The organism is Amycolatopsis sp. NPDC024027, assembly GCF_040638975.1.
GTDB lineage: Bacteria > Actinomycetota > Actinomycetes > Mycobacteriales > Pseudonocardiaceae > Amycolatopsis.
The window spans coordinates 193,294-199,687 of the sequence record NZ_JBEZYY010000021.1; the positions used below are offsets into that span (position 1 = coordinate 193,294).

At 63.9% G+C, this 6,394-nt stretch carries 3 protein-coding genes and 1 pseudogene; 2 read left to right on the forward strand and 2 right to left on the reverse strand.

The annotated features are described in order from the left end of the window. The first annotated feature begins 67 nt into the window (after positions 1 to 67). Positions 68 to 550: an NUDIX domain-containing protein gene (locus AB0F52_RS39360; RefSeq protein ID WP_360182242.1), complete on the forward strand. Its 483-nt coding sequence runs from the start codon at positions 68 to 70 to the stop codon at positions 548 to 550. Between the two features lie 181 nt (positions 551 to 731). On the opposite strand, the pseudogene AB0F52_RS39365 reads toward AB0F52_RS39360, so the two are convergent. Beyond that, positions 732 to 1,112, reverse strand: a pseudogene (locus tag AB0F52_RS39365) (NUDIX hydrolase). A gap of 601 nt (positions 1,113 to 1,713) precedes the next feature. On the opposite strand from AB0F52_RS39365, the gene AB0F52_RS39370 reads away from it, so the two are divergent. Then, positions 1,714 to 2,685: an IS110 family transposase gene (locus AB0F52_RS39370; RefSeq protein WP_360182245.1), complete on the forward strand. Its 972-nt coding sequence runs from the start codon at positions 1,714 to 1,716 to the stop codon at positions 2,683 to 2,685. A gap of 121 nt (positions 2,686 to 2,806) precedes the next feature. Here AB0F52_RS39370 and AB0F52_RS39375 read toward each other — a convergent pair whose 3' ends face one another. After that, complete coding sequence (locus tag AB0F52_RS39375; protein ID WP_360182248.1) at positions 2,807 to 6,250, reverse strand: hypothetical protein; 3,444 nt, start codon at positions 6,248 to 6,250, stop codon at positions 2,807 to 2,809. Positions 6,251 to 6,394: the final 144 nt, after the last annotated feature.

The window sequence follows — 6,394 nt, forward strand, 5'->3', positions numbered from 1 at the left end:
ACCGCGATCACCCCGAAGCCCAGCCGCATCCAGCAGTGAACACACAACCGAACGCAAGGCACACCGGATGACCTTCACCAGCAACCCGCCCCTGCGGGTCGGCGCCCGCATCCTGCTCCTCAACCCCGCCGACGAAGTCCTGCTCGTCCACGCCCGCGACCCCGACGCCCCAGACCACCACTGGTGGGAACTGCCCGGTGCCGGCCAGGTTCCCGGCGAGAAGCTCGAGGACACCGCCCGCCGCGAGACCGCCGAGGAAACCGGACTCGTGTTGGACGTGATCGGCCGCAAGCTCTGGACGCGCGAAAGCAGCTTCATCTACCACGGCCGAAAACACCACCGCCTCGACCACGTCTACCTCGCGCGCATCGAGGACACCGCGCCGCAGGTCGCCCTCCGGCACACCGCCAACGAGCGCGCCAGCCTCATCGAGCGCCGCTGGTGGTCGAGCGCTGAACTCTCGGAGTGCGCAGACAAGCTCCTGCCAGCTGAGCTGCCGGGCCTTCTGCAGACACGCTTCCCGACCGCTCCTCCGGCACTCACCGCTTGAAATACGGCTGGCTTGCGCGATAAGCAAGAGGCGGTCGGTCGGGTTGTCAGACGGCACCCGCAGATACCACCTTCCGGCGCCTGCCGCGCAAGAGGGCCCTGGCGCCGACCCGACAGATCGAAACACTGGCAGGCGCGGCAGCTGAGCGCCGCGCCGCAGCGTTCGCAGCGGCCATGGCCCGCTACCTCGCCGTCGCTGAGCTGCGGAACCGGTCGAACCAGGTGGCGACCGAGCGCTTGTATCCCTCCGGCATCGCAGCGCAGGCGCTTGGTGCTCGGCGAACTCGGCGATCCGGCTGTGCTCGTAGCTCAGGACCGGTGCCGCCGTGGACATGGTCGTGCAGCCGTAGGTCACGATGAACACGTCCTTGTTCGCCACCGCTATGTGGTAGACCAAGGCATCGAGGATCCCGACGACCTCGACGGAGAGCCCGGTTTCCTCGGTGATCTCCCGAGCAACGGTCTGCTCAGGCGTCTCGCCGGGCTCGATCCGGCCGCCCGGCAGCTCCCCACTCGTCGCGCTCGTTGTGCACCAGCAACACCCGGTCATCCCGGACCAGCACTCCCTTGATCGAAACCGGGTAGCCCCACTCCGCCACCAGCACCAGCTCCCCTGCCGACTGACACCGTGCGTTACCGACCGTAGCATCGGATGCACTGCTACCCTCTGTCACCAGCAGTGCTGCGATACCGGTCACCTCGGCCCCGCCCACCACCTAGTCCTTGTAGGGGCACCGGGGGGTGTGTCCCTAATGACTACTGAACGAGCTGATGAGGATGCCTTCTGGCGGCCGCGTAGGTCTTGATCCGCATGAGGCCTTCTTGCTGCTCGTTCGGGCGGGTGGGCCGGGTGTGCTTGGTGGACGTCTTGGGTGTCCCTGGGCTTGTGGGCCCTCCTGATAGAGCGGCGCGACCGGCGTGTCCGCGTCCCACCCGTTCCCCTGATCGGGCAGTTTGTTCGTCGTCCGAGCCCGTTCGCGCGGAGGACACCCCAGTGACCGGGAACCGTCGAGTTCTCCGTCGAGACCGGTGCCCGCGCGGATCGCTGGGATCGCGAACGGCTCAATCGGAGGTCAGGCCACAGAGCCTCGTCATTAGGGTGCCGCGCGTTCTCGCCAGGGCATCTGAGCAGCACAAACAGCTAGCCGAGAGGAAAGCTTGAGAGTGAAGGTGTTCTGCGGGATCGACTGGGCCGAGGACCACCACGACGTCGCCCTCGTCGACACCGACGGTGCCCTGGTGGCCAAGCGCCGCATCGACGACTCGGCCGAGGGCTTCGCCGAGCTACTGGCCATGCTCACCGACGCCGGCGACACAACGACCGACCCGATCCCGGTGGCGATCGAGACCCCGCGCGGCCTGCTGGTCGCCGGCCTGCGACAGACCGCGCGGCGGGTCTACTCGATCAACCCGATGGCGGTGGCTCGTTATCGCGAGCGACACAGCGTCTCGCGGAAGAAATCCGACCACGTCGACGCGATGGCCTTGGCGAACATCCTGCGCACCGACGCCCACGCGCACCGGCCGCTGCCTGCCGACAGTGAACTGGTCCAGGCCGTCGCAGTGCTGTCCCGCGCAACCCAGGACGCCATCTGGCGGCGATCCCGCGCCACGCAGGAACTCCGCGCCGTGCTGCGCGAGTACTACCCCGGGTTCCTCGCTGCGTTCGCCAGGGGCGGGGCCACCAACCTCGCGAGTGCAGAAGCGCGCGTGGTCCTGGCGCTGGCGCCGACACCCGCCGCCGCGGCGAAGATCACCAAGGCACGCATCGCCGCGGCTCTGCGTCGGGCGGGCCGCCAGCGCGGCATCGACGCCCTGGCCGCACAGCTGCTCAACGACCTTCGCAAGCCGCAGTTGCGGCAGCCACGGGTGGTCGAGGAGGCGTTCGGCCGCCAGTCCCTCGCGCTGCTGGCCACCCTCAACGCGGAGTGCGCAAGCGCGGACCAGCTCACCGAGTCCACCACCGCAGCGTTTCAGCAGCACCCGGACTACGCGATCATCACCAGTTTCCCGGGTCTCGCCGATCTGTCCGGCGCGCGCGTCCTGGGCGAGATCGGCGACGATCGCGCACGCTTCACCGATGCCCGCTCACTCAAGGTCACATTGTTGTGTCTAATGCAACGCTATGGCGTCTGATGGTGGGCTCGACGGCTCCGCGCGGCCGGCGCCGGCCAGCGGCCCACGACCGCGCGGATACTGTGTCAGCTGGTCGCCGACGGCGTCCCGGTTGCCCACCATCAGCTGGACGCGCCCTTGTCTAGTGTCTACCTAGCTGTGGCGTTGCTGGTTCCAAACGCCAAGCGCGGATGAACTCTTCCTTCATCTTAGCGATAGCATTTGGCTTGAGGTGAAGTAATTCGACTGTAATGTACTGCCAGTGCTCAAGCTTTAAGGCTTCTACAATTGCGTGAATATTGCTTCGGCAAGAACTCCGGCGAGTAACTGACACCAAGGTTCGCGCTCGCCAGTACTGATCGGAAATGGAGGACGCAATCTTCTCTGCGTATTCATGGTCGCCAGCGTCGGCTATTGCCGTTGCCACCCTATTTAATGCCGCTGTTGAAGAGTCACCTGAAGCCCCTATGGAGTGGGCGATCAATTCTGCGCGCTTGCAGTTTCCCGATTTAGCCACCGCCTCGGCTATCCATGTCAATGCGCTCGCCCGCTCGAGACCTACGAAAGAAATGGAGCGAGCGATCGCCTCGGCTTGACCGAAAAGGGCCTCGGCGCGTTCGCGGTCGCCGGCGTCGGCTAGCGCCCGGGCTACGGAAGCCAGCGCCTTTGCCCGGGAGCTGGGGTCGGTGATGGAGCGGGCGACCGTTTCGGCGCGTTCGCGGTCGCCGGCGTCGGCTAGCGCCCGGACTACGGAAGCCAGCGCCTTCGCCCGAAAGCTGGGGTCGGTGATGGAGCGGGCGACCGTTTCGGCGCGTTCGCGGTCGCCAGCGTCAGCTTGTGCTCGGACTACGGAAGCCAGCGCCTTCGCTGGAAGGTCGCGCCAAGAGGAAGTGATGGAGCGGGCGATCGCCTCCGCGCGTTCGAAATCTTTGGTTTCGGCCATCGTCTCGACTATGGACGCCAGCGCCTCAGTTCGGTCATTGTCAGATGTGAAGGAGCGGGCGATCGCCTCAGCTTGTTCGTGCTGTCCCGTCTCGGCTAACGCCTGGGCTACATGTGACCGAACCCTTGTCCGGTGGTCGCGGTCGGGAATGGAGCGCATGGTTGCCTCGGCTTGCTCAAGGAGGTCGTGAGCGTGGCGGCCCACCCGGCACGCCGCCTTGGCCAGCGATGCCAGGGCTTCGATCCGGTAATCGATGGAGATGATGGAGCGCGCGATCGCTTCGGCGTGTTCGTAATCATCGACATAGGTCAAGGCCCCGGCAACCCTCGCTAGGTTGACCGACTGACCGTGAGGGTCGGTGATGGAGTAGGCGATCGCCTCCGCTTGGTCAATGAAACCGCGAGCAAGTCCGAGAGCGCCACCTTCGGCCAGCAACCTCGCTACCCACATCAGCGTACGAACCTCGCCGCCCTGATCAATGGACGAGCGGGCGATCGCCTCGGCTTCGTCGATGAGGTCGTGGGCCCGTCGGAGGTCACCTGTTTCAGCTACTGTCCTGGCCAGACATGCGAGCATCCACCTCCGCAAAAGTGGAGATGAGCGGGCGATCGCCTCAGCCTGGTCAAGCAGGAAATGGGCACGGCGGAGGTCATCTGCTTTCACATGAGCCTCTGCCACCGATATTAATGCAAATACTCGCTGATCAGATTCAGTGATAGAGTTAGCAATAGTTTCGGCGCGATCGCGATCTCCGACTCTAGCTGCAGCCTCGGCCACCGAAGCCAATGCCTGCGATTGTTCCTCCTCTAATCTGAGGCCGGTAATCGAGCGGGCTGCAGTCTCGGCTTCGTCAAGGAGGTTGCGGGCGCACTGAAGATCACCGAGTGCGGCTTCCACCTCAGCCTGGGACGCCAAGACCAGAGCTCGATATTGGAAGTCGGCGACAGAGCGAGCGATCACCCTTGCGCGCTCATGTTCGCCACCCCTGGTCATCTCCTTAACTACTGAGGCCAATGCCAATGCCTTATTGCGATCCATTCCAATAGAACGGGCAATTTCCTCCGCCTTCTGGTGATTGCCGAGGCTGGCTGCCACTCTTGCAACCAGGGCTAGAATTGGATCCCGATCCCGATACTCCTTTATAGAGCGAGCTGCGGCCTCAGATTGATTGAAGAACTCGCTTGCTCGGTGACTACCTGTCGTCGATAGCGAATGAGCAATCAAAGCGAATGATTCAGCGCGAATGCTCAGTTCCGGTATGGAGTTGGCAAGCGATTTTGCCCTGTCGACTTTGCCGACTGCAGCCCAGGCTGCTGGTAGCCCTGGCGGGATATCATCATTGCGTTCAATGAGAAAGTCGCGGTGGATGGCCAGACGAATCATTGCGACGATGTCTGGATTCTTGCGCGTGGCGATAACGACTTGGGCTTTGTTAATCTCAGTTAGCGCGATAGCATCGCCTCCTGAAATTTGGAGCAGCCTGTCTTGGCGGAGAGGATCGGCGGCAAGTTCCGTCATCCGTCCCCAATCGTCGGATTCGTGAAGCATATGGAAGTAGCCGCGTAAAAGGTACTCAGGGGTCCCGATTGGCCAGCCTCGACTTCGGCACTGCTCGGCCCAGACGTGTACGCGGTCGCGATAGCTCGCGACGCGATCGGCGCCCAGCCACGTTAGAGCCGTGACCTGCAGGTCTTCGTGACCGAGAAGGAAGACATCTGGTCCGTCGGGCCGGAAGTGGCTGCCGAGAGCGGTGAAACTGCGTCCAGTAACAGTGTGCAAGTGTTCGTAGATCCTCCGCTCCGGCCATCCGGTCAGCTCTGCGATATCTGGCGCAGACAATCCACCGCCGGCGGCGACCACGAGCCCGAGCAGGTCCTGCTCGGCAACCGAACCGCGTAGCAACCGCTTCAGCTCACGATCCATCTCCACCTGAATCGCTCGAGCCTCTGCTGAAGGCCTCAGGTGTCGGATCATCTTGTCGTCCCGCAGTGGGTGATGGTCAGCCACATCGGCAGGGATGGGTGGATTCAGGCGGCCGGTGACAACAACCCGCATCCCTGCGGGGAGGTCGGCGGGCAACAGAGCCGCGACGCTGTGCGAGTCCGGCCCATCGTGTACGCCACGGTCTTCGTCCAGGCCATCCACCAGGAGTACGAAGTGTTCGCCGCGCTGATCGCAGGCTTCGGCTGCTTCGGCGAGTAGCCCCAGCAAGTGCGCTTCCCTGTTCGACTCAGTCAAGAAGGGCGGCAGAGTCTCACCTAGCACTGTCAGTAGCTGCTCCATCACGTTGTCGATGAAGGCATTGCGATCGTTCTGCGCGGCAAGCCGTGCGGTGATGAAGAACGAGACGACTCGGACGCCCTCGGGCGGATGCATCACGAACCAAGACATCAGTGCCGACTTGCCCGACCATGCCCTCGCGCGTAGGTACAGATAGCTGCCCGCGGTTTCTGGCGATGTGCAGAACTCGGCCAGCTCTCTCAGCTCGGTCTCCCGGCTTAGTAGCTGGTGCGGCGCGATCCGCTGGACCTGCTGCCGGTAGCGGGTCTTGACTGGAACGCCAGTCAGGAGGTTGACGTCTCCGACATGGACACCGGAATTCGCGTACCCATTCGTCGCGGTGGCCGCGCCGCTCCCGGTCACAGTGGCCCGCGTCTTGCGATCCGTCGTTCCTCCTCGTTCAGTACGGCTGTGGGGCTGACCCGGTTTGACGGACAGGGTCGTTGAGGTGGTCAGGCTACCTGGCGGGTGGCTTCGTAGGTGTTGGGACTGAGGTAGCCGAGGCTG

Excerpts from the sequence above, each read along its gene's own strand:
- AB0F52_RS39360 (WP_360182242.1), top strand. The coding sequence starts at position 68 with ATGACCTTCACCAGCAACCCGCCCCTGCGGGTCGGCGCCCGCATCCTG.